General features: G+C 62.9%; 23 protein-coding genes. 11 read left to right on the top strand and 12 right to left on the bottom strand.

Going from position 1 to position 24,879, the window contains the following annotated elements; genetic code table 11:
- Positions 1–170: 170 nt before the first annotated feature.
- The 3 genes from ACTS1Z_RS12930 (at position 171) to ACTS1Z_RS12920 (ending at position 2,255) form a co-directional block, all read left to right on the top strand.
- Positions 171–671: a hypothetical protein gene (locus ACTS1Z_RS12930; protein WP_442624876.1), complete on the top strand. Its 501-nt coding sequence runs from the start codon at positions 171–173 to the stop codon at positions 669–671.
- Positions 672–784: 113 nt separating this feature from the next.
- Positions 785–1,972 carry a ribonuclease D gene (rnd, locus tag ACTS1Z_RS12925; protein ID WP_442624875.1) on the top strand — a complete coding sequence of 396 codons (1,188 nt, stop codon included), beginning with the start codon at positions 785–787 and terminating at the stop codon, positions 1,970–1,972.
- On the top strand, positions 1,965–2,255 hold the full coding sequence (locus tag ACTS1Z_RS12920; RefSeq protein ID WP_442624874.1) for an I78 family peptidase inhibitor: 291 nt from the start codon (positions 1,965–1,967) through the stop codon (positions 2,253–2,255). The genes rnd and ACTS1Z_RS12920 overlap by 8 nt, the downstream gene beginning before the upstream one ends.
- A gap of 5 nt (positions 2,256–2,260) precedes the next feature.
- On the opposite strand, the gene ACTS1Z_RS12915 is transcribed toward ACTS1Z_RS12920, so the two are convergent.
- Genes ACTS1Z_RS12915 through ACTS1Z_RS12900 form a run of 4 tightly spaced genes read right to left on the bottom strand, consistent with a single transcriptional unit; the run spans position 2,261 to position 7,890 of the window.
- Complete coding sequence (locus tag ACTS1Z_RS12915) at positions 2,261–3,769, bottom strand: Ppx/GppA phosphatase family protein (RefSeq protein ID WP_442624873.1); 1,509 nt, start codon at positions 3,767–3,769, stop codon at positions 2,261–2,263.
- A 42-nt stretch (positions 3,770–3,811) separates the two neighbouring features.
- The gene (locus ACTS1Z_RS12910; RefSeq protein ID WP_442624872.1) at positions 3,812–5,983 is read right to left on the bottom strand and encodes an RNA degradosome polyphosphate kinase; all 2,172 of its coding nucleotides are present in this window, start codon (positions 5,981–5,983) and stop codon (positions 3,812–3,814) included.
- 24 nt (positions 5,984–6,007) lie between these two features.
- Positions 6,008–6,613, bottom strand: coding sequence for an HdaA/DnaA family protein (locus ACTS1Z_RS12905; RefSeq protein ID WP_442624871.1), 606 nt, complete (start codon positions 6,611–6,613; stop codon positions 6,008–6,010).
- Positions 6,610–7,890, bottom strand: coding sequence for a heavy-metal-associated domain-containing protein (locus ACTS1Z_RS12900; protein ID WP_442624870.1), 1,281 nt, complete (start codon positions 7,888–7,890; stop codon positions 6,610–6,612). Before ACTS1Z_RS12900 ends, ACTS1Z_RS12905 begins: the two co-directional genes overlap by 4 nt.
- 62 nt (positions 7,891–7,952) lie before the next feature.
- On the opposite strand from ACTS1Z_RS12900, the gene purM reads away from it, so the two are divergent.
- On the top strand, positions 7,953–9,059 hold the full coding sequence (purM, locus tag ACTS1Z_RS12895) for a phosphoribosylformylglycinamidine cyclo-ligase (RefSeq protein WP_442624933.1): 1,107 nt from the start codon (positions 7,953–7,955) through the stop codon (positions 9,057–9,059).
- Positions 9,052–10,011: a phosphoribosylglycinamide formyltransferase gene (gene purN, locus ACTS1Z_RS12890; RefSeq protein ID WP_442624869.1), complete on the top strand. Its 960-nt coding sequence runs from the start codon at positions 9,052–9,054 to the stop codon at positions 10,009–10,011. The genes purM and purN overlap by 8 nt, the downstream gene beginning before the upstream one ends.
- Positions 10,012–10,015: 4 nt before the next feature.
- Here purN and ndk read toward each other — a convergent pair whose 3' ends face one another.
- The 3 genes from ndk to ACTS1Z_RS12875 form a co-directional block, all read right to left on the bottom strand.
- Positions 10,016–10,438, bottom strand: a complete 423-nt coding sequence (gene ndk, locus ACTS1Z_RS12885; RefSeq protein ID WP_442624868.1) for a nucleoside-diphosphate kinase — start codon at positions 10,436–10,438, stop codon at positions 10,016–10,018.
- A gap of 98 nt (positions 10,439–10,536) precedes the next feature.
- Positions 10,537–10,971, bottom strand: coding sequence for a DNA polymerase III subunit chi (locus ACTS1Z_RS12880; RefSeq protein WP_442624867.1), 435 nt, complete (start codon positions 10,969–10,971; stop codon positions 10,537–10,539).
- 9 nt (positions 10,972–10,980) lie between these two features.
- Positions 10,981–12,450, bottom strand: coding sequence for a leucyl aminopeptidase (locus ACTS1Z_RS12875; RefSeq protein WP_442624932.1), 1,470 nt, complete (start codon positions 12,448–12,450; stop codon positions 10,981–10,983).
- Positions 12,451–12,640: 190 nt separating this feature from the next.
- Between ACTS1Z_RS12875 and ACTS1Z_RS12870 the strand changes: the two genes are divergently transcribed.
- The 4 genes from ACTS1Z_RS12870 to rsmA all read left to right on the top strand — a co-directional run bounded on the left by ACTS1Z_RS12870 (position 12,641) and on the right by rsmA (position 18,174).
- Complete coding sequence (locus ACTS1Z_RS12870; protein WP_442624931.1) at positions 12,641–14,878, top strand: LPS-assembly protein LptD; 2,238 nt, start codon at positions 12,641–12,643, stop codon at positions 14,876–14,878.
- Between the two features lie 158 nt (positions 14,879–15,036).
- The gene (locus tag ACTS1Z_RS12865; protein ID WP_442624866.1) at positions 15,037–16,329 is read left to right on the top strand and encodes a peptidylprolyl isomerase; all 1,293 of its coding nucleotides are present in this window, start codon (positions 15,037–15,039) and stop codon (positions 16,327–16,329) included.
- 13 nt (positions 16,330–16,342) lie between these two features.
- Positions 16,343–17,347, top strand: coding sequence for a 4-hydroxythreonine-4-phosphate dehydrogenase PdxA (gene pdxA, locus ACTS1Z_RS12860; protein ID WP_442624865.1), 1,005 nt, complete (start codon positions 16,343–16,345; stop codon positions 17,345–17,347).
- Positions 17,344–18,174, top strand: a complete 831-nt coding sequence (gene rsmA / locus ACTS1Z_RS12855) for a 16S rRNA (adenine(1518)-N(6)/adenine(1519)-N(6))-dimethyltransferase RsmA (RefSeq protein ID WP_442624864.1) — start codon at positions 17,344–17,346, stop codon at positions 18,172–18,174. Before pdxA ends, rsmA begins: the two co-directional genes overlap by 4 nt.
- On the opposite strand, the gene ACTS1Z_RS12850 is transcribed toward rsmA, so the two are convergent.
- The 4 genes from ACTS1Z_RS12850 to ACTS1Z_RS12835 form a co-directional block, all read right to left on the bottom strand.
- Positions 18,161–18,685, bottom strand: a complete 525-nt coding sequence (locus ACTS1Z_RS12850) for a tetratricopeptide repeat protein (protein ID WP_442624863.1) — start codon at positions 18,683–18,685, stop codon at positions 18,161–18,163. The genes rsmA and ACTS1Z_RS12850 overlap by 14 nt on opposite strands.
- Before the next feature lie 32 nt (positions 18,686–18,717).
- On the bottom strand, positions 18,718–19,902 hold the full coding sequence (locus ACTS1Z_RS12845) for an RsmB/NOP family class I SAM-dependent RNA methyltransferase (protein ID WP_442624862.1): 1,185 nt from the start codon (positions 19,900–19,902) through the stop codon (positions 18,718–18,720).
- Positions 19,903–19,905: 3 nt separating this feature from the next.
- On the bottom strand, positions 19,906–21,360 hold the full coding sequence (guaB, locus tag ACTS1Z_RS12840) for an IMP dehydrogenase (RefSeq protein WP_442624861.1): 1,455 nt from the start codon (positions 21,358–21,360) through the stop codon (positions 19,906–19,908).
- Between the two features lie 63 nt (positions 21,361–21,423).
- On the bottom strand, positions 21,424–22,902 hold the full coding sequence (locus ACTS1Z_RS12835; protein ID WP_442624860.1) for a M20/M25/M40 family metallo-hydrolase: 1,479 nt from the start codon (positions 22,900–22,902) through the stop codon (positions 21,424–21,426).
- 199 nt (positions 22,903–23,101) lie between these two features.
- Between ACTS1Z_RS12835 and ACTS1Z_RS12830 the strand changes: the two genes are divergently transcribed.
- On the top strand, positions 23,102–24,040 hold the full coding sequence (locus ACTS1Z_RS12830; protein ID WP_442624930.1) for an SPFH domain-containing protein: 939 nt from the start codon (positions 23,102–23,104) through the stop codon (positions 24,038–24,040).
- A gap of 21 nt (positions 24,041–24,061) precedes the next feature.
- Complete coding sequence (locus ACTS1Z_RS12825; RefSeq protein WP_442624859.1) at positions 24,062–24,532, top strand: NfeD family protein; 471 nt, start codon at positions 24,062–24,064, stop codon at positions 24,530–24,532.
- A gap of 17 nt (positions 24,533–24,549) precedes the next feature.
- Here the strand turns inward: ACTS1Z_RS12825 and ACTS1Z_RS12820 are convergent, their stop codons facing one another.
- The gene (locus tag ACTS1Z_RS12820) at positions 24,550–24,870 is read right to left on the bottom strand and encodes a hypothetical protein (protein WP_442624858.1); all 321 of its coding nucleotides are present in this window, start codon (positions 24,868–24,870) and stop codon (positions 24,550–24,552) included.
- Positions 24,871–24,879 lie beyond the last annotated feature (9 nt).

Below are 24,879 nucleotides of genomic sequence, written 5' to 3'. Positions count from 1 at the left end.
CGAACGGGATTCCCGCTCTTGTTTTCTTGCGTCACGTATTTTGGCCGAAACGGTATGTGCAGGTTTCACGTCTCATAAAAGGCTTATTCTCTCGCAGCATAGACGTTGGACGACCCATTGTGCGATAGGCGTCTTGGGTGGCCATTCCGGCCGTTCGTAAATGGGAGGCAATGATGAAACGGTTTGCGATAACAATGATATCGGGCACTGCACTGGCGCTCGCGGCCTGTGCGGGTGGCGAGGACGCGGCCACGGACGACGGCGAAGCGGCGGAAGAGACAGACGACGCTGGTGACGAGGAAGCGGCGGCTGCAAGCTACGATCCCGCCAGCCCCGAAGGCATGGCCTATCGCGCGGCGGTCGAATGCAGCGCGACCATGGCGGCATCGTCCGATCTCGTGGGTTCGCAGGGAATCTTTGCCGAAACGGACGAGGAGCGTGAAGAGATCCGCTCGGACGAGGACGATCGCGAGGCGCGGGCTGCCACGATCATGGCCACCGCCGTTTCCATGGGCGAGGAACTGGGCCTGACTTCCGCCGATGTCGAAGCCGAAATCACCGAGCATCAGGGGACGTTCGTGCAAGGTCCCGACGACGGCTCGATGGAGGAGTTCACGGCGCGCGTCGCCGGCGATGCTGATAATTGCGAGTCCGAACTCGCGTCAGGCTAGCGAACGACACGGACCAACGCACAGGCACGCGAACAGCGGCGGGCGGGCAATTTCCACATGATAGTCCGCCCGCCGCTAGGTTCATGCGTCATCGCCGCCTATAATCCGCCGCCATGAATATCCATCCGCTGATCGACGACAGCGATACTCTTTCCGAATTTTGCGACCGGCTCGCCAAGTCAGACTTCGTCGCCGTCGATACCGAGTTCATGCGGGAGAATACCTATTGGCCCGATCTCTGCCTCGTGCAGATCGGCAACGGGGACGAAGCCGCCGCGATCGACCCCAAGGCGAACGGGGTCGACCTGTCGCCGCTGCTTGATCTGCTTGTCGATAATGAGGACGTACTGAAAGTCTTTCATGCGGGCGGGCAGGATGTGGAGATCGTCTACAATCTGACCGGCAAGACGCCACATCCGATCTTCGATACCCAGATCGCAGCGATGGCGCTCGGGCTCGGCGAGCAGATCGGCTATGCGAACCTCGTGGATGCGATGCTCGGCAAGTCGCTCGACAAGGGCGCACGCTTCACGGACTGGGCGCGCCGGCCGCTCGACAAGCGTCAGCTCGATTATGCCGTTGGCGATGTCACGCATCTGGCCGAGATTTTTCCGAAGATGCTCGACCGGCTACGCAAGACGGGGCGTGGCGCGTGGATCAATGCGGAGATGGAAAAGCTCGCCGATCCCGCCAACTATGCCAATCTGCCTGAAGAGAGCTGGAAGCGGGTGCGGATCCAGAGCCGCAAGGCCGAGGTGCTCGGACGTTTGAAGGCGATCGCGGCCTGGCGGGAGATCGAGGCACAGGACAAGAATTTGCCGCGCGGTCGCCTGCTGCGCGACGAAACGCTCGCCGATATCGCCCTCCACCCGCCGAAGAACCAGAAGGCGCTGGCCAAGATACGCGGTTTGCCGTCGAGCTGGGCCGGCAACGATATCGGCGGCCGGCTGATGGATGTCGTCGAGAATGCGGACGCATTGCCGGAAGACGAAATGCCCCCGCGCAAGAAGCGCAAGCCGGGGCTCGGCAAGGAAGGCGCGCTCGTCGGAGACCTGCTGAAGCTGTTGCTCAAGATCCGGTCGCGCGAGATCGGCGTGGCGGCGCGGCTGGTCGCCAAGGCCGACGAACTCGAACAGCTGGCCGCGGGCGAGCGCGAGGACCTGCCGATCCTGACGGGCTGGCGCTACGAAGAGTTCGGCCGCGATGCGCTCGATCTCGTGGAGGGCCGCGTGGCATTCGCCGTGCGCGACGGCAAGTTGAAGGTGACGCATACCAAGGACGAGGAAACGGCTGATGCGTAAGGCCATGACGACGTTCGCGGCTATCGTGCTGCTATCCGCTTGTGCGACTCCGTCCGAGGCGCCGCCTATGGCGGGCGGCGGGATGTGTGATGCGCAGGCTTTGCAGCATCTGGTCGGCGAGACGGTGACGCAGGCGCTTGGGACAAACGCAATGCGGGCTTCGGGCGCCGAAATCCTGCGCTGGATTCCGCCGAACAGCGCGGTAACGATGGATTACCGCATGGACCGGCTCAACATTTCCTACGACGAAAACTCGCTGGTCACCGAAATCAGCTGCGGCTGATCCCGTCAGGTCAGCCGCATTTCCGGTTCCTTGCCGAACGCGTCGGCCAGTTGCCGATGACGCTTGGCGACCGGCTGGCTGTAAAGCTCCGCATCGCCCTTATCGAGCGACAAAATCAGCCGACCGTCTTCGATCGCGACATTGCTGAGTTCGAGCGGCTCGGCGACGCCCCCACTCAACCGCTGTCCGAACCGCATCGCCAGACCCCAGCGCGCGGCCTGCTCCAGCTCTTTGGTGCTGCACAGATTGACGAGTTCTTCAACGACGCCCACGCCGCCGCCGAAATTGGTGAAGAGCGCCTGCGCCATCTTGCCCCGGCCGTTGCTCTCGATCCCGACCCAATTGCCATGCAGCGCCATTTCGAGGCCGCGTTCGGCGCGAAATTCGGGATGCGCGCGCCACCCGGTATCGGCAAGGAGGCAGGCGGCAAGCCGGATACGCTTGTCAGTATCGGATTCGTCGGTGAAAAGCGGTGCGATCCACCGGTTCAACAGATCGCCATGCTCCGGGAAGCGGCCCTGCCGCTCGCCCTCCTCTCGCGTTGCTGCGATCAGCGGATCGATTTTTCGAGTGTCGGTATCGAGACGTTCGTAGAGCAGGCCCTCGCGCAGCCCATAGGCTGAGACGACGAGTTCGCCGAGTCCGATCTGCTTGACGAGTTGTGAAAGGATCGCCGCGCCGTCCGGCAGGTGCGGAATGCGCTGCGAGGCCATGGAAGGTACGCAACTCAATTTCAATTTGTCGATCCGCGCCAGAAGCCGCACGAGCTTGGCGGCCCGTTCGGGCTGCATCGTATAGTGATGGACGATGGGCAGCGGAAATTTGGTGCGCTGCATATCGACCCGGGCCAGCGCCCGCCACGAACCGCCGACCAGATAAAAGGGTTGGCCTGCGCATTTCGCGGTCCAGTCCGCCGACTTCAGCGCCTTGGCAATCGCCCGCTTGAGTGCGCCCTTCTTGCCCGATCCGCGCAATTCCGCGATGCGCAGCACGCCTAAGGGAAAGGACGCGCATTCCTTGACCTCGCCATCGGCGACGCGCGCAAGCTCGAGGCTGCCGCCGCCCAGATCGCCGACAAGCCCTTCGGCGCCGGGAATGGCGGACAGAACGCCCATTGCCGCGAGCTTCGCTTCGTCTTCACCGGACAGGAGCCGCACCGATATGCCGATCTTATCGAGTTGCCGGATGAGTTCACCGCCATTGCTGGCCTCGCGCACGGCCGCTGTGGCGACCGCGCGCATGTCCGTAACGTTCATCGCGTTCGCCAGCGAGCGGAAACGGCGCAATATTTCCATCGCATCTGCGATTGCGTCGTCTTCGAGCGCGCCACTTTCGTCGCGCCGCGCGCCCAGACCGACCATCACCTTTTCGTTGAACAGGAAGGCCGGCAGGCGCCCGTGACCGTCGAAAACGACCAGGCGGATCGAGTTGGAGCCGATATCGATGACCGCTGTGCGGCCGTCTTTTTCGACGGTCGTATCCTCTTCCGTTCGCAACATGGACAGTACGGACATCGGCCCGAACCTTAGGCGTGCGCTTTCGCGCTGGAAACCGGTTTATCCACGCCGCTTGACGTGGAGCTTCTTCGGCATCGAGCCCTGTTCGCTCAGTGCGGCACCGCGGCCGGAAAGCGACGGGTTGGTCATGAAGTAGCGGTGGAGGTTGAACGGGCGGCCTTCGGGCTCGATCCGTGTATAGCTGCCGTCCGGGTTGAGTTGCCAGCTCTGCTCATTGTCGATGAGGTTCGCGACCATGACCTGGTCGAGAATCTGCGCATGCACAGTCGGGTTTTCGATCGGCATCATGTACTCGACACGCCGGTCGAAATTGCGCGGCATCCAGTCGGCCGAACTGATCAGCACATGGGCGTTCTTGTTGGGCAGCGCCGCGCCATTGCCGAAGCAGGCGATGCGGCTGTGCTCGAGGAACCGCCCGATGACTGAGCGTACGCGGATATTCTCCGACATACCGGGAACGCCCGGCTTCAAGCAGCATATACCGCGCACGACGAGGTCGATCTCGACCCCGGCATTGCTCGCTTCGTAGAGCTTTTCGATGATCGCGGGATCGACGAGGGAGTTCATCTTGGCCCAGACCGCGCCGTCTTTCCCCTCCCGCTCGTTCGCGATTTCCGCGTCGATCAGCTTCATGAGATCGTTGCGCATGTCGCGCGGCGACATGGAGATCAATTCGAGATCTTCGGGCTGCACATAGCCGGTGATGTAGTTGAACAGCTGCGCCGCATCGCGCCCGGCGCGCGGATCGGCGGTGAAGAAGCTGAGATCGGTGTAAATTTTCGCTGTCACCGGATGATAATTGCCCGTGCCGAAATGGCAGTAGGTGCGGTAGCCATCCTCTTCCTTGCGGACCACCATCGTCACCTTGGCATGCGTCTTCCACTCGATGAAGCCGTAGACGACCTGCACGCCGGCCCGTTCGAGCGCATTCGCCCAGAGCAAATTCTGTTCCTCGTCGAAGCGCGCCTTCAGTTCGACCACTGCCGTGACCGATTTCCCCGCTTCGGCCGCATCGATCAGCGCGCGAATGACGGCGGATTGTTTGCCCGCACGATAGAGCGTCTGTTTGATCGCGACGACGTCGGGGTCCTCGGCCGCCTGTTTGAGCAGCGCGACAACCACATCGAACGTTTCATAGGGGTGATGAACGACGATATCCTTGGTCTTGATCGCCGCGAAGCAGTCGCCGCCATGTTCGCGGATGCGTTCGGGAAAGCGTGGGCTGAACGGCGGAAATTTGAGGTCCGGCCGGTCCTCGTCGACCAGCTGTTCGAGATCGGCGACGCCCAGAAATCCGCTCGATTCAACGACCATGGCGTCGTCGCCGCCCATCTCGCGGCGGATCAGTTCTTCCATATCGTCCGGGATATCGGCTTCGAGCTTCAGGCGGATCACCCTGCCCCGCCGTCGCCGCTTGATCGCGCTGCGGAAGTAACGGACGAGATCTTCGGCCTCTTCCTCGACCTCGATATCGCTGTCCCGGATGATGCGGAATGCGCCCTGCCCGACAAGCTCATAGCCGGGGAACAAGAGATCGATGAAGCGCCGGATGATCGTTTCTATCGCTACATAATGGGCCATCTCGCCGGGCAGCCGGACGAAGCGCGGCAGGGTCGTCGGCACCATCACGAGTTCGCGGATCGGCTCGCCGTCGCTCTTGCGCGTCAGGTCGAAAACCAGGCTGAAACCCTTGTTCGGAATGAAGGGGAAAGGATGTGCCGGATCGAGCGCCTGGGGCGTCAGCACCGGAAAGATATGATTCTGGAAATGCTCGGAGAGCCATTCCTCGATATCACCCGAAATCTCGTCGTCCGACAGCACGAAGATTTCCGCTTCGGCCAGCGCGTCGCGGAGCTCCTCCCAAACAGATTGCTGCTCATCCATTAGGGCGTTCGCCCGTTCGGCGACGGCCGCGAGCTGTTGGCTAGGGGTCATGCCGTCGTCCGAGCGCATCTCGACGCCCTGCAGTTGCTGGCCTTTGAGCCCCGCCACGCGGACCATGAAAAACTCGTCGAGATTATTGCCGGAGATCGAGAGGAAGCGGAGCCTTTCAAGCAGTGGGTGCGCGGGATTGCGCGCCTCTTCGAGCACGCGCTCGTTGAAGCCGAGCCAGCTTAGTTCGCGATTGAAATAGCGGTCTTCCGTGCCCGGTTCGGCCTCGGTTTCGCGCGAGAAATCCTCAGTAATATGTTCCGGGTTATAGTCGTCCATGGACCGCTTTTAGCGGCTTTAATGTTACGCGTCGATGAAACCCAGTTCGCACATCGCGTCGCGCGCCATGTCCCGCGTGATACGGCCCCGGCGTTCGAAAGCCTTCCGGTCGAGCGTTTCGATGATCTGCAACAGCGCATAATGGCTGCGATCCATACGTTTGAGCAGATACTCCACCGCGTTCTCGGGCACGGCGAGACCGCGCTCTGCAAAATGCTGGTGCAGCCGGTTGGCGATCAGGGCGTCGGTCGGTTCGGCAATCCGAATCTTGGGACTGGCGGCGATTCGCGTTCTGAGGTCGGGCAGTCCAATCTCCCAGCGCGGCGGCGGTTCATCGGCGATGATCAGAAGCGGCCGCTGGTCCGCCTGGGCGGCATTCCAGGCATGAAACAGCGTTTCTTCTTCCGAAAGATCCGCATCGTCGATGACCTGGCCGCCGCTCTTGCGCGCGAATATCCGCCCGAGCGTCGAGCGGCCTGACTTGCGCGGACCGGTTAAGAGGCTCGTGCGGACCGGCCATAACGACCAGTGATCGAGATGCTTGACCGCTTCGGCATTGCTCTCGTCAACGATAAACGCGCTGTCCCGGCCGGAGTCCGGCCAGTCGAGCGGCAGCGCGATCTGGCTCATTCGCCTTCGGGCGGCGTACCGTTGGAGCCGCCGCCCCTGCTGATGCGTAGCGTTCCTGCGCCGCGCTCCACCTGGAAACCCCGCGAAGCCAGCGCCGAAGCAAGCGTGTCGAGGTCGCCGATATAATCAACTTCCATCAGCGACACCCCGCCGATCGCGAGGCTGGACGTCGTCGCCCCTCGTACGCCGGGTGTGCCGCGTACGGCCGATTCACTCGATCGAACGGCGTTGGCGTCTGGCGTGACGACCTGGATCGTATAGCGGCCCGTGGCGGTCGCCTGCTCGGTATTGACCTCGGGCGCGCTTCGCCGGGTTTCGGCCGCCGCGACGCTGCCTTCCAGCTCGTCGAGCGCTTCTTCGAGCGCGTCTTCGTCGAGCCCGAACTCGAAGTTCAGCGACGGATCGGGTCGCAAACGGCCATCTTCCAGCGCCTGCGTATAGGCCGCGTCGATCCGGCGTACACCCTCGTCGAGCAGCTGCTCCAGGCTGTTGGAATTGGTCACTCTCAGGGAAAACTCCGCGAGCTTGCGCCGGTCCGGCCCGTGATAGGCAACGAAACGGCCGACGACCGGGCCGCCGGGATAGGCATAGTGCAGATGGACCACCGGAATTACTACATCCGCCGCGCCATAGGAATCGAGCAGGAAGCGCCACCAGCCGCGGCCGGGCCGGCCCGTCTGGCCGACCGTGAGCAGCAGCGGCGTCGGACCCGTGCCGCTGGCGCGCACATAGTCGATTGGGCTCTCGCCGGACCGGAAACGCAGCCAGGCGCGCTGCCAGGGCGTGCGTTCCTCGAAGCTCATCGGCGTACTGCCGACCCATTGGACCGGAAGGACAAGCATTGGCGGTGAACGGCGAATAACGCCCGATACGCCGAGATAGCGGCTGACACGGGCACGATCGAACATGACGCCGACCCGACCGACATAGCGCGTCGGGCCGATCTGCTCTTCCTCGACGATAATACCGGTCACCACGGCGCTGAGCGAGGAATCGCTGAGGTTAGGCGCCTGCGCCGCTGACCCGCCATTGACCCGGGCATAGAGCATCCGCCAGCCCTCACGCTGCGCCTGTTCCCAGGCATTGCGGCGCGCTTCCTCGGCATTCTCGCCCGTCGCGTTCACGAAAATGCCGGTCACTTCGTAGTTCGCTGCGCTGTCCAGTCCGAAATCGCGCGAATTCTGTTGCGCCTGCTGGGCGAGCAGGATGCCCCCCGCGCCCGCGCTCACGAAGAGCAGAGCCAAAAGCGCTTTGAGATGACGGGTTACGAACTGCATTGTGGGCCTTTTGACGACTTGGCCGTGGAAATCCAAGACCGATGTGGCTAGTCGCTATGAAGATGGACGCCAAGCAAAAATCGACCGAATCGTACAGCTATGAGAAGGCCGGTGTTTCGATCGCCGCGGGCAACGCGCTCGTAAAGGCGATCGCGCCTTTGGCGCGTGCCACCGCGCGCCCCGGCGCGGATGCCGATCTCGGCGGTTTCGGCGGGTTTTTCGATCTCAAGGCGGCGGGCTATGCCGATCCGCTACTCGTCGCGGCAAACGACGGCGTTGGCACCAAGGTGAAGCTCGCCATCGATTACGACCGGCACGACCGGATCGGGATCGATCTCGTCGCCATGTGCGTCAACGACTTGATCGTTCAAGGCGCCGAACCGCTGTTTTTCCTCGACTATTTCGCCACCGGAAGATTGGACAACGGCGTGGCCGAGCGCGTCGTTGCGGGTATCGCCGAGGGCTGCAAGCAGGCCGGATGTGCCTTGATCGGCGGTGAGACCGCAGAAATGCCGGGCATGTATGCAGATGGCGACTACGACCTTGCCGGATTTTGTGTCGGGGCCGTCGAGCGCGGTAAGGCGCTGACGGGCGACGATGTGGCCGCGGGCGATGTCATACTCGGCCTTGCCTCGTCAGGCGTGCATTCGAACGGCTTTTCGCTGGTGCGCAGGCTCGCGGCGGACAAGAACTGGGCGCTCGAAGCCCCTGCCCCGTTCGACTCGGATCGCCTGCTCGTCGATGCGCTGATCGAACCAACCCGCATTTACGTGAAATCGCTGCTCCCGCTCGTCCGCAGCGGCGATATCAAGGCGATGGCGCATATTACGGGCGGCGGGCTGCTCGAAAATCTGCCGCGCGTACTGAGCGACGACCTGCACGCGCATGTCGATACGGCGCTTTGGGAACAACCGGCGCTGATGGCGTTTCTTCAGAGCGAGGGCAATATCGCGCCGGAAGAGATGGCGCGCACCTTCAATTGCGGGATCGGCATGGCGGTGATCGTGGCAGCCGACGCCGTTGACCGGGTATCAGCGGCTCTGACCGAGGCGGGTGAGACGGTTCATCGCATCGGCGATGTCGAAACAGGCCGGCGTGGGTGCACGGTCACAGGCCCCGCAGAAAGCTGGGCGACGGCATCTGCATGGAGCGCCACGCATAATGGCTGATCGCGTCCGTGTTGCCGTCCTCATTTCGGGACGCGGAACCAATATGGCGGCCCTTCTCTACGCCGCGAAACGCGAAGACTGCCCCTATGAGATCGTGCTGGTCGCCGCCAATGACCCCGAAGCGCGCGGGCTCACACTTGCCGCCGCCGAGGGCGTGCCAACCTTCGCGCAAAGCCACAAGGGCATGGAACGTTCGGAATTCGACGCGATACTTGATCGCGAGATCCGGAAAGCGGGTGCCGATTATGTCGTTCTCGCCGGTTACATGCGGATCCTGTCGGACGATTTCGTAGGAAAGTGGGCCGGACGACTACTCAATATTCACCCGTCGCTCCTACCCAAATATCCGGGTCTCGACACGCATCGGCGCGCCATCGACGCTGGCGATACGGTGTCCGGGTGCACCGTCCATCTTGTCACGCCGGCGCTCGATGAAGGGCCGATCCTCGGCCAGACCGAGGTCGCGATCCTGCCCGGAGATACGCCGGAGAAACTCGCGACGCGGATCCGGCTCGCCGAACATCAGCTCTATCCGCGCGTTCTCGAGGAGCTGGTGACGCGCGAACGCGATCCGGACTGGATCGTCGCCAAGGTCGGCGAACTCGCGATGGAACTGCCCGAAGTCGCCGCCAAGTCATCGCACGGTTCACCGGGATGGCGTATTGCTACATCGAAGTCCGGCAAATTCTTCGCCTATGTGTCGATCCGCCATCATGGCGAGGATGCGATTTCGCTGCTGGTCAAGACGAGCGGGCCCGACGAACAGGCCGCGCTGATCGAGGCGGAACCCGATATCTATTACAAACCCGCCTATTACGGCCCGTCAGGCTGGATCGCGATCCGCCTCGACCGCCCCAATGTCGATTGGGAGCATATCGCGAACTGGTTGCGCAAAAGCTGGAGCTTCGTCGCGCCGAAAAAGCTCCAGCCGATGGCGGAATTCCTAGGTTGAACGCTTAGCCGACGATCTCGTCTTCATCGAAGAAAAAGGCGATTTCGATCGCGGCGTTCTCGTTGCTATCCGAACCGTGGACGCTGTTCGCCTCGATCGATTCGGCGAAGGTCTTGCGGATCGTGCCTTCATCGGCATCGGCGGGATTCGTCGCGCCCATGATCTTGCGATTGCGGGCGACGGCATCTTCGCCTTCGAGGACCTGCACGACCACCGGGCCGGACGTCATGAACTCGACGAGCTCGCCGAAGAAGGGACGTTCCTCGTGCACGGCATAAAAACCTTCGGCCTGTTCGCGAGTCATATGGATACGCTTGGAGGCAACGACCCGCAGACCCGCTTCTTCAAGCATCTTGGTGACCGCGCCGGTCAGGTTGCGGCGGGTGGCGTCGGGTTTGATGATGGAAAAGGTGCGTGTGACGGCCATGACGGCTGAGCTCCGATAGGTTTGGGAAAATTTGCGGCCCGCTTAGTGCGATGTGCTGCGGTGCGCAAGAGGCAGGCGCGCTTCCCCTCCGCCTGATTTCAGGGCCCCTGTCGCCACCGGCCATTATCCTGCTTCCAGTATCGCGGCTCGACGTCATCGTGTGCCGAAAGACTGCGCCAGGCGGTTCGCGCCTCGTCTAACCGATCTGTATCGAAGAGATAAAACACGCGATCCGCATCCAATGCGGCGTCCCGCCAGATGCCGTCGGCAAGCATCGTAAACCGCGCGCCATTCTTCGGCTCAACGGATTCAGCGAGCAGGATCGGCTGAAGCTCCGGCCGGTCATCGGCCCCGCCATGTGGGAGGAATGAGGCCGGCTCGCGCGTCCACAGCGCGTTATCGAGCAAGGCGCGCAGTGTCTCGTCCTCGGCGACGATCAACAGCCGCTCGCCGCTTTCCAGCACCTTGGCGGCCAGTTGCGGTACGACCGCTTCCATGGGCGTTCCGGCCAATTGGTAGAAATCGACCTGCACGCCCGGCCGTTATCCTTCGTGATTGTCGGCGACGAAGCGGTCGAGCAGGCGCACGCCATAGCCGGTCGCGCCCTTGGCCCAGAGATTCGACGCCGATTTGATCCAGACCGTACCCGCAATATCGAGATGGGCCCATTTGACGCCATCCTGCACGAATCGGTGGAGGAACTGCGCGGCCGTGATCGAACCGGCTTCGCGCGGGCCAACATTCTTGATGTCCGCGATCGGCGAATCGATCAGCTTGTCATAGGCCTTGCCGATCGGCATCCGCCACAGCGCGTCCCCGCTGGCGCGCCCGGCGCCGAGCAGTTGATCGGCAAGATCGTCGTCATTCGAAAAGCAACCGGCATGCTCGTGGCCGAGCGCGATGATCATGGCGCCAGTCAGCGTCGCCAGATCGACCATCACGTCGGGCGAGTATTTCTCCTGCACCCAGTGCATTGCGTCGCACAGTACAAGTCTGCCTTCGGCGTCGGTATTCAGCACCTCGACGGTCTGCCCGGACATCGTCGTCACGATATCGCTTGGCCGCTGCGCCGTGCTCGACGGCATATTCTCGACAAGGCCGCACACGCCGACGACATGCGCTTTCGCCTTGCGGCCCGCCAGCGCGCACATGGCGCCCGCGACCGCCGCGGCCCCGCCCATATCGAACTTCATGTCTTCCATGCCCGGACCCGGCTTCAACGAGATACCGCCCGTATCGAATGTCACGCCCTTGCCAACGAATGCGACGGGTTTTTTCTGCGCGCCGTCCGTACCGTCCCAGCGCATCACGAGCAGCTTCGGCTCGGCCGCCGAACCCTGGGCGACGCCGAGCAGCGCGCCCATGCCGAGTTCGCTCATCTCGTCCTTGTCGAGGACTTCTATCTCAACCCCGAGCTCGGCGAGAGGCCGGCAGCGCTCCACGAAGCCTTGCGGATGGATGATGTTCGGCGGCTCGGTGACGAGCTCGCGCGCTAGCGCGATGCCGGCATAGATTGCCTGGAAACGGTCCCATTCGGCGGCTTCGTCATCGCTGGCAACGACCGTAATCTCTTTCACACTCGGGCGCGATTTTTTCGGCAGCTTGGTGCGGTATGTATCGAGCCGCCAACCCCGCTGCAGGGCGCCGAACGCCATGTTCGACCCGGCCTGTTTGAGATCGACGGAACCCGCGTCGAAAGTGATCGTCTTTTCGCCCGACGTCTGCAGTTTCGCCATTGCCGCGCCGCCGGCTTTCTCGAGCGAATCGGCATTTTTCTTCTTACCCATGCCGACCAGCAGAATACGGCGCGTGCCAGCATCGGTCTCAGCGAAAATCTCGACCGAGCTGCCCATCTCGCCCTTGAAACGGCTCGCTTCGGCCGCGCGTTCCAACGCAGCGGCTGCGTCTTTCGGCAAGCCTTGTGTCGCCGTGTCGGGCGACGTGCCCTCGCGCAACGGCAGAACGAGAGCCGAGACGTCTTCGGGAACGGACGATGCGAATGAGACGGGAATGGAAATTGTTATTCTCCTGCCGCTAGGAACAGTGTGATGACTGTTGCACCCGATAGACGAGCCGTTGGGCTCTGGCAAAGGCGATTGCAGCATCGGCTAGGGAGTGCGATAGGCGCGTCCGACGGCCGCCATTCGTACCCGGTGATGGATTTTGACGCGTAACCCCCTTTTCAGCCTGACCGCGCTGCCGATGTTCATGATCGTCGCGGCCGTGCCTGCGCAGGCGCAGACCGGAGATGCGTCGCCGTTCGAAACGCTTATCCCGGGTGTCGAGCTTACCGATACGGAGATTCCGCCGCTCGCCTCTCCGCAAAATCCGGAAGAGATCGCGTTCAGCGCTCAGACGGTCGAATATGATGGCGAGAACGACATCGTCATCGCAATGGGCGATGTTCGCATGGTGCGCGCCGGTGCGCGCCTGCGCGCCGATCGCGTCTCGTGGAACCGCCGAACCGGTGCGGTGGAGGCAAGCGGCAATGTCGCAATCCGCACGCCGCAGGGCGAGACAGCCTATGCCGATGTCGCCAACCTGACCGACACTTTGCGCGACGGCATGGTGGATAACCTGCTCATCGTGCTCGAAAATGGCGGTCGCCTGGCGGCGCTTCGCGGCGCGCGCGTCAACAATGTATCGACTCTCGAAGGCGCGGCATACACGCCCTATCCCGCGGTCGATTATGACGGCAATCCCCGCGATCCGAGCTGGCGGATTACCGCCGCGCGGATCGTCCATGATCCCGAGACCAACCGTATCCGGTACAGCAACGCCCGTTTCGAGCTGTTCGGCGTGACGATCATGGCGCTGCCGGCTTTTTCGCATCCGGATGGCTCGGCGGGCGGCACGAGCGGTTTTCTGGTGCCGGACCTTCGATTGAGCCGGGTCAACGGCCTTGAGATCGGCATTCCTTATTATCTGCAGATCGCACCGAACCGCGACCTAACGATTACGCCGCGCGTCTATACCGAGGTGCTGCCCTCGATCTCCGCCAACTATCGCAATCTCGCGGCCGAGGGTGCATTCCAGATCGGCGGCATGATTACCTACGGCACGCGGCGCGACATCAATCCCAGTGGCGGGCTAACCCCGGTCGGGGACGAGGATGTTCGCGGCTATATCGAGGCGAATGGCCGCTTCCAGTTCACGCCCTATTGGAGCGTCAGCGGTTCGGGGCGACTGACAACCGACGATACGTTTCTCCGGCGCTACGACATTTCGCGCGACGACCGGCTGCGTTCGACCATCGCTGCCGAACGGGTCGGGCGGGACAGCTATTTCTCGATCGCGGGATGGGCCGTGCAGGATTTGCGCGTGACGTCCGACGCCGGGCAGCAGCCTTTCGCGATTCCCGTGATCGATTATCGGCTGCGGATGAACGAGGATGTTCTCGGCGGTACGATCAATCTTCAGGCCAATACGATGGGGATCGTGCGCACCGAGGGGCAGGATACGCAGCGCGCCTTTGCGAGCGCCGAATGGAACCTCAGCCGCATTACCACGATGGGGCAGCAGGTGACGCTGACGGCACTCGTGCGTGGCGATGTCTATCATTCGGACGAGAATGCGGACACGCTGACCGGTCTCTATCGCGGTGAGGAAGGCTGGCAGTTCCGTGGCATAAGCGCGCTGGCCGCGGACATAGCCTGGCCATTCGTCGGCGAAGTTTTTGGCGGTGTTCAGCGGATCACGCCGCGCGTGCAGTTCGTGGTGACGCCGCCGCTATCGAATCTCGAAGTACCGAACGAGGATTCCCGGTCGATCGAACTCGAAGTCGCCAACGTCTTTTCGCTCAACCGTTTTCCCGGTTATGACCGTTTCGAGGACGGCGCGCGCGTAACCTATGGTGGCGAATATGCGCTTGATCTCCCGCGTTTCTCACTGCGCAGCAGCCTCGCGCAAAGCTATCGGCTAAATAACGAGCGGACCCTGTTTCCGAACGGCACCGGACTTGCCGAACGGTTTTCCGATTTCGTCGGCCGTACAGAGGTGCGTTATGGGCGGTTCCTGGCGCTGACCCATCGGTTCCGTCTGGACAAGGACAGTCTCGAACTGCGCCGCAACGAGATCGACTTCACGGTCGGTTCGCGCACTACCTATGCGCAGGTCGGCTATCTGCGGCTCAACCGAGATATCACGCTGAACGTCGAGGATTTGCGCGATCGCGAGGAACTGCGCACGTCGGCGCGCGTGGCGCTCGGTAATTACTGGTCCGTGTTCGGATCCGCTGTGGTCGATCTCACAAGCAGCCAGGAAGACCCGATATCGCAGTCGGATGGCTTCGAGCCTGTGCGCACACGTCTCGGCTTCGGTTATGAGGATGAGGGGCTCGAATTCGGCTTCACCTGGCGCCGTGATTACGACGATACCGGTGACGCACGACGGGGCAACACGTTCCTCGTTCGCTTTGCCTTAACGAATTTGGGCCGCTAAGCTGTCGTTCAGGAAACATCATAGTAGATGGACACGACAATCGCGCTGGGCGTGTATCGTGGCACAGATGGGATTCTTTATCAGTTATGCTTAAACCGAACCGAGGGCGCAAAGCCCGGACTATCAAGCTATTGGCCATTGCGGGCTTGGCCGCGGCGATGACATCGCCGGCAGCCGCGCAACAGCCTGATCCGCTCGCCAATACGGCCGAGCAATTGGGATTGCCTGAAAATTTCACCGTTTTCGGCCAGCGCGATCCGAACATCCGCACGCCGACGGCGATCGTGAACGGCGAGATCATCACGCGCACGGATGTCGACCACCGGGTCAATCTGTTCATCGCGGCAAACAGCTCGGTGCAGATCAGCGACGAAGAGCGGATGCGGCTGCGCATGCAGATCGTGCGCAACATGATCGACGAAACGCTGCAGATCCAGGAAGCGCGCGCCAACGACATCACGGTGCCCCAGTCAGATATCGATGCGACTTTCGCACAGGTCGCCCAGCGCTCGGGCGCCAGCCCGGAAGAGTTCGCCGCGTTCCTGCGCTCCCAAGGCAGCTCGGACCGGACGATGAAGCGCCAGATCGAGGGCGAACTGGCCTGGCGGCGCGTGCTGCGGCGCTACGTCAATCCGTTTGTCGCCGTCAGCGACGCTGAGGTCGAGGCGATCATCCAGACGCTCGAAGAGAATCGCGGCCAGACCGAATATCGGGTCGCCGAAATCTATCTGCCCGCCCGTCCCGACAATGAGCAGGAAGTGCTGGCCGGCGCCCAGCGCATCCTCCAGCAGATCGGCCAGGGCGGGTCGTTCCAGGCCTATGCCCGGCAGTTCTCGCAGGCATCGACGGCAGCGGTCGGCGGCGATCTCGGATGGGTCCGGCCCGCTCAGCTTCCGCCGGAACTCGCGGCCGTGGTCACCCAGATGCCCGTCGGGGGCATCAGCCAGGCAATCCCGATTCCCGGCGGCTTTTCGATCGTTGCCCTGATCGATCAGCGCCAGGTGCTGATGAGCAATCCGCGCGATGCGCAGCTCAGCCTTTCGCAGATCACCTTGACCTTCCCGCCGGGAACGACCCGCGAGATCGCCGAGCCGCAGGTCGAAGCGCTCGCGCGCGCGACACAAGCCGGCGGCGGTTGCGGTGTCGCACCCGAGATCGCCTCCGAACTTGGCGGTGAGCTCGTGCAGAATGACGGCGTCCGCCTGGGCGATCTGCCGGACGTCCTGCAGCAGAGCATGGCCAATCTCCAGGTCGGCCAGGCGACCAATCCTTTCGGTTCGCTGCAGGAGGGCGTGCGCGTGCTCATATTGTGCGGCCGCGACGACCCCCCCGCAGTGGCGGAACCCGACGCCGATGTGCTGATGGCGCGTCTCGAGCAGGAGCGTGGCGACCGGCAGGCGCGCCGTTATCTGCGCGACCTTCGTCGCGACGCGGTCATCGAATATCGCTGAGCCGGGCCCCGACATGAGACCGATTGCTGTCTCGCTCGGCGATCCGGCCGGGATCGGTCCGGAGATTACGGGTAAGGCATGGGCCGATCGCGATAAGCACGGCCTTGCGCCCTTCTTCGCCGTCGGCGATCCGAACGCACTCGCGGCGGTCTGGTCCGGGCCGGTCAAGCGGATCGGTTCGCCTGACGAGGCGCGTCCGGTATTCGAAAGTGCACTGCCGCTTCTCGCCGTCGACAATGGCGAACGCACCCGGCCCGGCCATGCGACCGCCGAAAGCGCGCGCTGTGCGCTCGATTCGCTCGAAATCGCCGTGGGTCTCGCCCGTTCCGGTGCCGCGCGCGCCGTCGTTACAGGGCCAGTTTCGAAGAGCCAGCTCTACGATATCGGCTTTTCGCATGCCGGGCAGACGGAATTTGTCGCAGAGCGCTGCGGTGTGTCGCGCGAGAATGCCGCCATGATGCTGGCGGGGCCGACGCTGAAGGTCGTGCCGATCACAACCCATATTCCGCTGCGCGACGTTCCGGAAGTGGTCTCCGTCGACCTTATTGTCACCAAGGCGCGGGCGGCTGCGCGGGGCATGACGCGCAATTTCGGTATTGAGAAACCGCGGCTCGCCTTCGCGGGCCTCAATCCCCATGCCGGGGAGTTCGGCGCGCTCGGTCGGGAGGAGATCGATTTTCTCGAACCGGCACTGGCGCAGTTGCGCGAGGAAGGTTTCGACGTGCATGGGCCCTTTGCGGCCGACACGATGTTCCACGCGGCGGCACGGGAAAAATACGATGTCGCCTTGTGCCTCTATCACGATCAGGCGCTGATCCCGCTCAAGACGCTGCATTTCGACGAAGGCGTCAATCTGACTCTCGGCCTGCCCATCGTCCGGACATCGCCCGACCACGGGACGGCTTTCGAGATCGCCGGCCAGGATCGCGCGAATCCGGGCGCCACGATTGCCGCGATCGGCCTCGCGGCTTTTTGTGCGGAACAGCGCGTTCTTTACGAAGGCAGCGTTGCTGCGTGACGGCGCTACCGCCGCTGCGTGAGGTTATCGCCCGGCACGGGCTTCGAGCGAACAAGGCTCTGGGGCAGAATTTCCTGCTCGATACGCAGCTATTGGCGCGGATCGCCGCGATACCCGGCGATCTAGACGGACAGCGCGTGTACGAAGTGGGACCAGGGCCCGGCGGCCTGACGCGCGCGTTGCTCGAGGCGGGAGCGGAAGTGATCGCCGTCGAGCGCGACGAGCGGTGTCTTGCGGCGCTCGACGAACTCTCTGGCAGTTTTGGTGACAGACTGACCGTAATCTCGGGCGATGCCATGGATATCGACGAGTGCGAAACCGGCGCGGACGGCGCGCATATCGTCGCCAACCTGCCCTACAATATCGGAACCGCTCTCCTCGTCCGCTGGCTGACGCCCGGGTCCTGGCCGCCATGGTGGCGGTCGCTAACGCTGATGTTCCAAGAGGAAGTGGCGCGCCGTATCGTCGCGCAGCCCGGCGATAGCGCCTATGGCCGCTTGTCGGTCCTCGCCCAGTGGCGCTCGACGGCGGCGATCGCCCTGAAAGTCCATCGCTCCGCCTTCGTGCCATCGCCAAAGGTGATGTCGGCCGTCGTCCATATCCAGCCAACCGAAGCACCGAAGGACGTCAGTGCCGATACGATCGGACGACTGACTCAGGCCGCTTTCGGCCAACGGCGGAAAATGCTGCGACAAAGTCTCAAAAACCTGTCAAACGCCGTTCAATTGCTTGAGGAACTGGGAATTGATCCGAAACGCCGCGCCGAAACGCTGTCGGTCGGCGATTATGTCGCGCTCGCCCGAGCGCTGGACGCTACTGGGGCGTAACGTTTTCCTCGGCATCGGGCACGGGCGCGCTGTTTTGCTGTGCGGCCATCTGCGCGGCCGGCGGACCCGCTTCGATTGCTGCGGCAAGCGTGGTCGCTTCCTCGCACTGCGTTTCGCACAACGCCTCGATCCGCGTCAGGTTACGTTGGGCCCGCTCGACCGCGCCGCGGCGGACCAGCACCTGGCCCTGCCCTTCCAGCGCCGCCAGATCGTTCGGATCGATGGTCAGCGCCTCGCGATAGTAGCGAATGGCGAGGCCAGGCAGACCGCGCGCTTCGGCGATTTCGGCCAGCGCGATGAAACCGTCGCGATTGCGCGGATCGACCGCCAGGCCGGTTTCGACGAGATTGGCCGCGCGTTCGTTATCGCCTTCCGCCAGCGCCGCGCGTCCGGCTTCGACCAAGGCAATCGACTGCGGGTCGATATCGTCGTCGCTGCGTTGCCCGTGCACCGTGCTCGAAACGGTTGCGAGAGTCAGCGAGAGGGCAATGGCGAGCGGCGAAAAGCGCATGATAAGCTCCGGTACAGTTTCCTTGCGGTTCTCTAGCATGACCGTTGCAGTCTTGCGAAGAAAAACCCGTCCGTTCCGTGACGGGCCGGTGTCAGCACGAGGCCAGCCTTGGATTCGGCAGCCTTGTGACTAGCAGGCGGCACCTTGCTGAAATCCGAACGGGATTGCAGAAAATGAGCGATTTGCCCGTCTCCCTCATCAGACAGCAACGAACAGACGGCATAAACCAGAAAACCGCCGGGTTTTACAAGAGGCGCCGCCGTTTCGAGCAGGTGGCGCTGGAGGTCCGTGAAACGCTGTATGCCTTTTTCGGTCAGCCGCCAGCGCGCCTCCGGATTGCGCCGCCATGTGCCGGTTCCCGAACAGGGCGCGTCGACGAGCGCTATATCGGCCTGTCCCACGAGATCGGACAGCGCGTCGCTTTCCCGTCCGGGATCGAGCAGCCGCGTCTCGATGACATCGATTCCCAGCCGGCGCGCACGCGGATCCATACGCCCCAGTCGCTTGCGATCGGTGTCGCAGGCGATCAGACGGCCTTCGCCCGCCATCCGATCATGAAGCGCGAGAGTTTTGCCCCCTGCGCCCGCGCACAGGTCAATTACGGTCATACCAGGCCGGGCGTCGCAGCAATCGACGATGTACTGGCTGCCCTCATCCTGAATATCGACCAATCCGTCACGCCACAGTGCGTGCTGCTCGATGGCAAAACCCTGCGATATCCGTACTGCCGATGGGCTCAAGCTGCCGGCCTCTGCGCCTTCGATAGCGTCTAGCACGGCTTTACGACTGGTCTTTTCCAGCAATACGCGGATATCGAGCGGCGCGCGCCCGGAGAGGCTGGCGATATCCGCATTATCCATCACATCCGCAAATCGCGCGCGCAGCCAATTGGGAAGCCCAAATGGCAGGGCACCCATCTCGTTCTCGGCTATCGGCGCCGGTCCGTATTGCGATCCATCGAAGGCACTGCGCAACTCGGGTTCGTCCTGCACAAGGCCAACCATGGCGGAGCGTCCGTCATGCGGCGGCGCGCCGTATCGCCGGATTGCGGTGTAAACCAGTTCGCGCACGGCGCGTCTGTCCTTCGATCCGGCGTAGCGCCGGTCAGCGAAATAGCGTTTGATCAGCGTGTCCGCGGCCGGGCCGTTCGACTGCGCCGCACCGATGATCTGGTCGAGCAACTCGATGGCCGCCTGAACGCGCGCGGCGGGAGTCATGCTTTAGCGCGTCGGATAGTTGGGAGCTTCGCGCGTGATCGACACGTCATGGACATGGCTTTCACGCAGGCCCGCATTGGTGATCCGGATGAAGGATGCACGCTGCAAAGCTTCGATCGTCGCCGATCCCGTATAGCCCATCGCCGCCTTAACGCCGCCGACGAGCTGATGAATGACGTCCTTCGCCGGCCCCTTGAACGGCACCTGGCCCTCGATGCCCTCGGGTACGAGTTTCAACTGCTCGGTCACGTCCTGCTGGAAATAGCGGTCGGCCGAGCCGCGCGCCATTGCGCCTACCGAGCCCATGCCGCGATAGCTTTTGTAGGAGCGCCCCTGATAGAGAAACGTTTCGCCGGGCGCTTCGGCCGTGCCAGCGAGCAAGGAGCCGATCATTACGGTCGAAGCGCCGGCTGCCAGTGCCTTGGCGACGTCGCCGGAAGTGCGCAGGCCGCCATCGGCGATGACCGGCACGTTCGACTTGGCGGCTTCCGCGGACGATTCCATCACGGCGGTCAGCTGCGGCACGCCGACGCCGGCGACGACCCGCGTCGTACAGATCGAACCGGGGCCGATCCCAACCTTGATGCCGTCCGCGCCCGCATCGATCAGTGCGCGCGCGCCTTCGGCGGTCGCGACATTGCCCGCGACGACCTGCACCGAATTCGAGAGCTTTTTTACGCGCTCGACCGCCTCGCCGACGGATCGGTTATGGCCGTGCGCTGTATCGATAATGATGAGATCGCATTCCGCATCGATCAGCGCTTCGGTCCGCTCGAATCCGGTATCCCCCACGGTCGTCGCACCGGCGACACGCAACCGGCCCGAAGCGTCCTTCGTCGCATGCGGGTAGGTCACAGCCTTTTCGATATCCTTGACGGTTATCAGTCCGACGCAGCGATAATCGTCATCCACGACGATCAGTTTCTCGATCCGCCGCTGATGCAAGAGCCGACGGGCCTCTTCCTGGGTAACTCCCTGCCCCACGGTTGCCAGATTCTCTTTCGTCATGAGTTCGGAGACCGGCTGATCGGGGTTTTCGGCGAACCGGACGTCGCGATTCGTGAGGATGCCGACCAGCTTGCCGCTGCTCTCGGTGATCGGAATACCGGAGATCCGATTGCGCTCCATGAGTTCCAGCGCTTCGGCCAGCGTCTGGTCCGGCGCCATGGTGATAGGGTTGACGACCATGCCGCTCTCGAACCGCTTGACCGCGCGCACGGCGCCCGCCTGCTCCTCGATCGAAAGGTTGCGATGGAGGACGCCGATACCGCCGAGCTGCGCCATCACGATCGCCATATCGGCCTCGGTGACGGTATCCATGGCAGCGGAAAGGATCGGAATATTGAGATTGATCTCCCGGGTCAGGCGGGTCCGCGTATCGGCGGCGCTGGGCAATATTTCGGATTCTGCCGGGCGCAAAAGGACGTCGTCGAATGTGAGTCCTTCGTTGATTTCCATGACCGCGTTCACCTTGCTCGAGATTCGCTGTCGCGCGTCTATAGGCAGGAAGTGCGTGGGACGCTAGCGCTGAGGCGTCGGATAGCGTGCGGGATCGGCAAATGCCCGGCCGAGCGCGATGTGCAGCAGCAGATCTTCGAGCGCGCCGCCCAATTCGATGCCCTCGATTTCGTCGTCAGGACCGTGATACGCACCGCGCAGAAAGCCGTTCAGCAGCTCGCGGTCGACGAAGGAGCCACCCACCGAAACGGCGTGAACGCCGTTCTCGAGAAACGCCCAGCCATCATGGCGCTGGACGAAGACGTTCATCTCCGTGCCCGCGTAATTCTCCCGCTCCTGTTCGCGCGCGACGGTATCAATCAGCGCGTCAAGTGGCGTCAGTCCACGCCCGATTATGCCCACCGGCATCCCGCGCGGCGCGATGGCGATGGTATCGAGGTTGAACAGCGCGACGATATTGTCGAGCGGGAAAGGCGGCGCATCGACAAAGGCATAGGCGCCGAGCAGGCCGCTTTCCTCCGCGGTTGTCGTCATAAACATAATGTCGCGTTCCGGCCGCGGGCCGTCCGCAAGGGCACGGGCGGCCTCGATCAAGGCGGCCGTCCCGCTAGCATTGTCCACCGCGCCGTTGCAGATCCGGTCCTCCGCGCTGTCGGGCGCGCAGATGCCGAAATGGTCGTGGTGGGCCGTGAACATTACTGTTTCGCCGGTTCGCGCGGTTCCTGGCAGCAACGCAACCACGTTGATCCCGTCATAGCGGTCCATCACAGTCTCGGCGCGCAGATCGAGCCGCAGATCCAAAACCATGGGCCGGAAATTCTCCACTGCCGCCATTTCGACGAGATTGTCCCGCAAATACCCCGCATCGCCGAAGAGCAGGTCTGCGGTTTCCGCCGATACGAGCGCTTCGATATCCGCCCGTGGTGTCTCGGCAAGATAGGTCTGGCGAAAGCGCATGCTGTTGAGTGACGCCTCCCAGGGGATGCCGGACTCGGCAATGGCGATGATCGCGGCGGCGCCGCGCGCTCGAAAGAAAGCGAGACTGCGCCGGAGCGAGGGTGCGCTTTCGCCGCTCGCAGGACTACCCCGCAGGAGCAGGACCGCCTGTCCGTCGAATCTCCGATCGGCAAGCGCACCGCCGTCTGGGGCTAGAACATCCGTCGCATGCCCGACGAACGTCACCGGCACGTCTTCGAGCGCCACGGATTCGCGTTTGCCGAGTGCGACGATGCCGATATGTGTCCGCTGTTCGTCGCCGCTGTGGGTCGCGACGATCTCGGCCCGGTCGTCGGTGCGCGTGATTAGCCTGACGGGCTGATAAAAACGGCCGTTATAGCCCGGCATCAGCCCGGCTTCGGAAAACTGCCCGGCGATATAGCTGACCGTCAGCGCCTCGCCGGCGGTGCCGGGTTCGCGGCCTTCGAACGCGTCGCTCGCCAAGACCTCGATATGGCGCATAAGGTCCGCTTCCGTTGGCGTTTGCGCTTCGACGAATGAAAAGGGAATGAGGGCCGCGAAAAGGGCGAGCAATCGCAATGTCATGCGGGGTGCATGGCAGTTGCCGGTGTAGGCCACAAGACGTTGCGCGCCGGGCTTCGACGAACGGCTTTGCCGCTCCACTAACGGACCGGTTTTTCCGCGATTCAGCCTTGGCAGTCGGCCCGATTGCGCTCAATATGCGAGCAATTGTCGAGATAACATTTGCGGGAGCGGTCAGATGGAAGGCTTTTTCGGGGTCGTGATGGTCCTCACCTTGCTGGTGGTGGTGTTCGTCACCATGGGCATCAAGATCGTGCGACAGGGCTATAACTACACAATCGAATATTTCGGCCGTTTCACGACGGTCGCGACGCCCGGCTTCAACTTCTTCACGCCGTTTCTCTATCGCGTGGGCCGCAAAGTGAACATGATGGAGCAGGTGCTCGATATTCCGGGCCAGGAGATCATTACCAAGGACAATGCGATGATCTCGACCGACGGGGTCGTCTTTTTCCAGGTGCTCGACGCCGCCAAGGCTGCGTATGAAGTGTCGGACCTCTATAATGCGATCCTCAACCTGGTGACGACCAACTTGCGTACTGTCATGGGCTCGATGGATCTCGACGAGACGCTGTCCAAGCGCGACGAGATCAATGCGCGCCTACTTTCGGTCGTCGACGATGCGACGACACCCTGGGGCGTGAAGATCACGCGGGTTGAGGTCAAGGATATCCGGCCGCCGCACGATATCGTCGATGCGATGGCGCGGCAGATGAAAGCCGAGCGTGAGAAGCGCGCGACGATCCTCGAGGCGGAGGGTGAGAAGACCGCTGAAATCCTGCGTTCCGAAGGCGAAAAGCAGGCCAACATCCTAGAAGCGGAGGGCCGGCGGGAAGCGGCTTTCCGGGACGCCGAGGCGCGCGAGCGCGAGGCGGAGGCCGAAGCGAAGGCGACCGAGATGGTGTCGAACGCGATCGCGGGCGGCAATGCGCAGGCGATCAACTATTTCATCGCGCAGGATTACGTCAAAACCGTCGAGGCGTTCGCCAAGTCGCCCAATGCGAAGACGATCCTGTTCCCGGTCGAAGCGACGCAGCTTATCGGCACGCTGGGCGGCATCGGCGAGCTCGCCAAGGAAGCGCTGGGCGACAGCGAATCGACGACGGTCGTTCCGGGGCGCCCGCCGCGCACCGGGCGATAGAACTACGAGGAGGCACGCACGATGAATATCGGCGGCACGGAAATCAGCGGCGATATGCTGTGGATAATCCTGGGTGTGATCCTGTTGATATCTGAAATGATCGCGCCGGGTGCCTATCTGATGTTCCTCGGCGGTGCGGCGATCATTACGGGCCTGCTGGGCTTCGCCCTGCCCCTGCCCTTTGCGGTGCAGCTGCTGGTTTTCGCAATATGCTCTGTAGCATCTGTCTATGTCGCCAAGCGCTGGTTCGACGTATATCCCATCCTGTCGAGCGCGCCGCTGCTAAACGCGCGCATCGCGCAGATGATCGGGCAGACCGTGGAAGTGATCGAACCGATCGAAGGCGGTTCGGGCCGGGTCAAGGTCGGCGACAGCGTCTGGTCTGCCACCGGACCCGATGCCGACACTGGTACGCGGATGAAGATCGTCGGCGCGGAAGGCAACCGGCTCGCGGTCGAGCCGATCGAGGCTCTGCCTGCGAGCGATGATTAGGCCGGTGCGGGCGATTTCTAGCTGCGGTTGAACAGGCCTTTGGCCATATCGGCAATGTCGTCGAGCGGATTGCCGTCGCCATCGCGGTCGATCATGTTTGTGAAACTGGTAAGCGAACCTTCGCCCCCGATATGTTCGACAATCTGGTTGAGCACATTCGTGTCCATGCCCGTCTGCTCGGCGGCCAGTTCGACCGTGTCACCTTCCTGCTGATGCGTGATGCCGAGCGCCGCGATGGCGCGTTCCGCCATGGCCGGATCGATCCCGACCCGTTCCGCAAGATTCGTGACGTCGTCCGGCGCGCCGCCGATCCCGCGCAGGATGGAGTTGATATTCATCGCTTTACT

The organism is Parasphingopyxis sp., from assembly GCF_052168295.1.
Taxonomy (GTDB): domain Bacteria; phylum Pseudomonadota; class Alphaproteobacteria; order Sphingomonadales; family Sphingomonadaceae; genus Parasphingopyxis.
This window is presented reverse-complemented; position numbering and strand designations above follow the sequence as displayed.

Excerpts from the sequence above, each read along its gene's own strand:
- ACTS1Z_RS12930 (WP_442624876.1), top strand. The coding sequence starts at position 171 with ATGATGAAACGGTTTGCGATAACAATGATATCGGGCACTGCACTGGCG.
- rnd (WP_442624875.1), top strand. The coding sequence starts at position 785 with ATGAATATCCATCCGCTGATCGACGACAGCGATACTCTTTCCGAATTT.
- ACTS1Z_RS12920 (WP_442624874.1), top strand. The coding sequence starts at position 1,965 with ATGCGTAAGGCCATGACGACGTTCGCGGCTATCGTGCTGCTATCCGCT.
- ACTS1Z_RS12915 (WP_442624873.1), bottom strand. The coding sequence starts at position 3,769 with ATGTCCGTACTGTCCATGTTGCGAACGGAAGAGGATACGACCGTCGAA.
- ACTS1Z_RS12910 (WP_442624872.1), bottom strand. The coding sequence starts at position 5,983 with ATGGACGACTATAACCCGGAACATATTACTGAGGATTTCTCGCGCGAA.
- ACTS1Z_RS12905 (WP_442624871.1), bottom strand. The coding sequence starts at position 6,613 with ATGAGCCAGATCGCGCTGCCGCTCGACTGGCCGGACTCCGGCCGGGAC.
- ACTS1Z_RS12900 (WP_442624870.1), bottom strand. The coding sequence starts at position 7,890 with ATGCAGTTCGTAACCCGTCATCTCAAAGCGCTTTTGGCTCTGCTCTTC.
- purM (WP_442624933.1), top strand. The coding sequence starts at position 7,953 with ATGGACGCCAAGCAAAAATCGACCGAATCGTACAGCTATGAGAAGGCC.
- purN (WP_442624869.1), top strand. The coding sequence starts at position 9,052 with ATGGCTGATCGCGTCCGTGTTGCCGTCCTCATTTCGGGACGCGGAACC.
- ndk (WP_442624868.1), bottom strand. The coding sequence starts at position 10,438 with ATGGCCGTCACACGCACCTTTTCCATCATCAAACCCGACGCCACCCGC.
- ACTS1Z_RS12870 (WP_442624931.1), top strand. The coding sequence starts at position 12,641 with ATGTTCATGATCGTCGCGGCCGTGCCTGCGCAGGCGCAGACCGGAGAT.
- ACTS1Z_RS12865 (WP_442624866.1), top strand. The coding sequence starts at position 15,037 with ATGACATCGCCGGCAGCCGCGCAACAGCCTGATCCGCTCGCCAATACG.
- pdxA (WP_442624865.1), top strand. The coding sequence starts at position 16,343 with ATGAGACCGATTGCTGTCTCGCTCGGCGATCCGGCCGGGATCGGTCCG.
- ACTS1Z_RS12850 (WP_442624863.1), bottom strand. The coding sequence starts at position 18,685 with ATGCGCTTTTCGCCGCTCGCCATTGCCCTCTCGCTGACTCTCGCAACC.
- ACTS1Z_RS12845 (WP_442624862.1), bottom strand. The coding sequence starts at position 19,902 with ATGACTCCCGCCGCGCGCGTTCAGGCGGCCATCGAGTTGCTCGACCAG.
- guaB (WP_442624861.1), bottom strand. The coding sequence starts at position 21,360 with ATGGAAATCAACGAAGGACTCACATTCGACGACGTCCTTTTGCGCCCG.
- ACTS1Z_RS12835 (WP_442624860.1), bottom strand. The coding sequence starts at position 22,902 with ATGACATTGCGATTGCTCGCCCTTTTCGCGGCCCTCATTCCCTTTTCA.
- ACTS1Z_RS12830 (WP_442624930.1), top strand. The coding sequence starts at position 23,102 with ATGGTCCTCACCTTGCTGGTGGTGGTGTTCGTCACCATGGGCATCAAG.
- ACTS1Z_RS12825 (WP_442624859.1), top strand. The coding sequence starts at position 24,062 with ATGAATATCGGCGGCACGGAAATCAGCGGCGATATGCTGTGGATAATC.
- ACTS1Z_RS12820 (WP_442624858.1), bottom strand. The coding sequence starts at position 24,870 with ATGAATATCAACTCCATCCTGCGCGGGATCGGCGGCGCGCCGGACGAC.